This is a genomic window from Pseudoalteromonas aliena (genome assembly GCF_038155085.1).
GTDB classification, from domain to species: domain Bacteria; phylum Pseudomonadota; class Gammaproteobacteria; order Enterobacterales; family Alteromonadaceae; genus Pseudoalteromonas; species Pseudoalteromonas aliena_A.
In genome coordinates, this window is record NZ_JBAKAU010000067.1 from 1 (window position 1) to 254 (window position 254).

Consider the following 254-nt stretch of genomic DNA (forward strand, 5'->3'; position numbering starts at 1 on the left):
CATCGCTATCGTCAAAGTCCATTGCTTGGTACTGTACTTTCAAGGTTTTTTTACACATGCTGTAAGCTGCATTAAATAAGTAACAATCCGCTTCTGCACTGCCATCTACAGATTCTTGCGTTTGGTACATTGCGCCTAGTTTAAAGTTTTCAACTTTACCTTGGAGTGACGCACGTACAACATCGTAGCCATTTACTTCGCGATCAGCTGCAACTGACGCATAAATAGAGCTCTTTTTAAGTGCTACATCACCA

General features: G+C 41.3%; 1 pseudogene. It reads right to left on the reverse strand.

Annotation, left to right across the window (positions count from 1 at the left end):
* Nucleotides 1-254 (reverse strand): annotated as a pseudogene (locus V6260_RS18575) (porin); the annotation flags it as partial.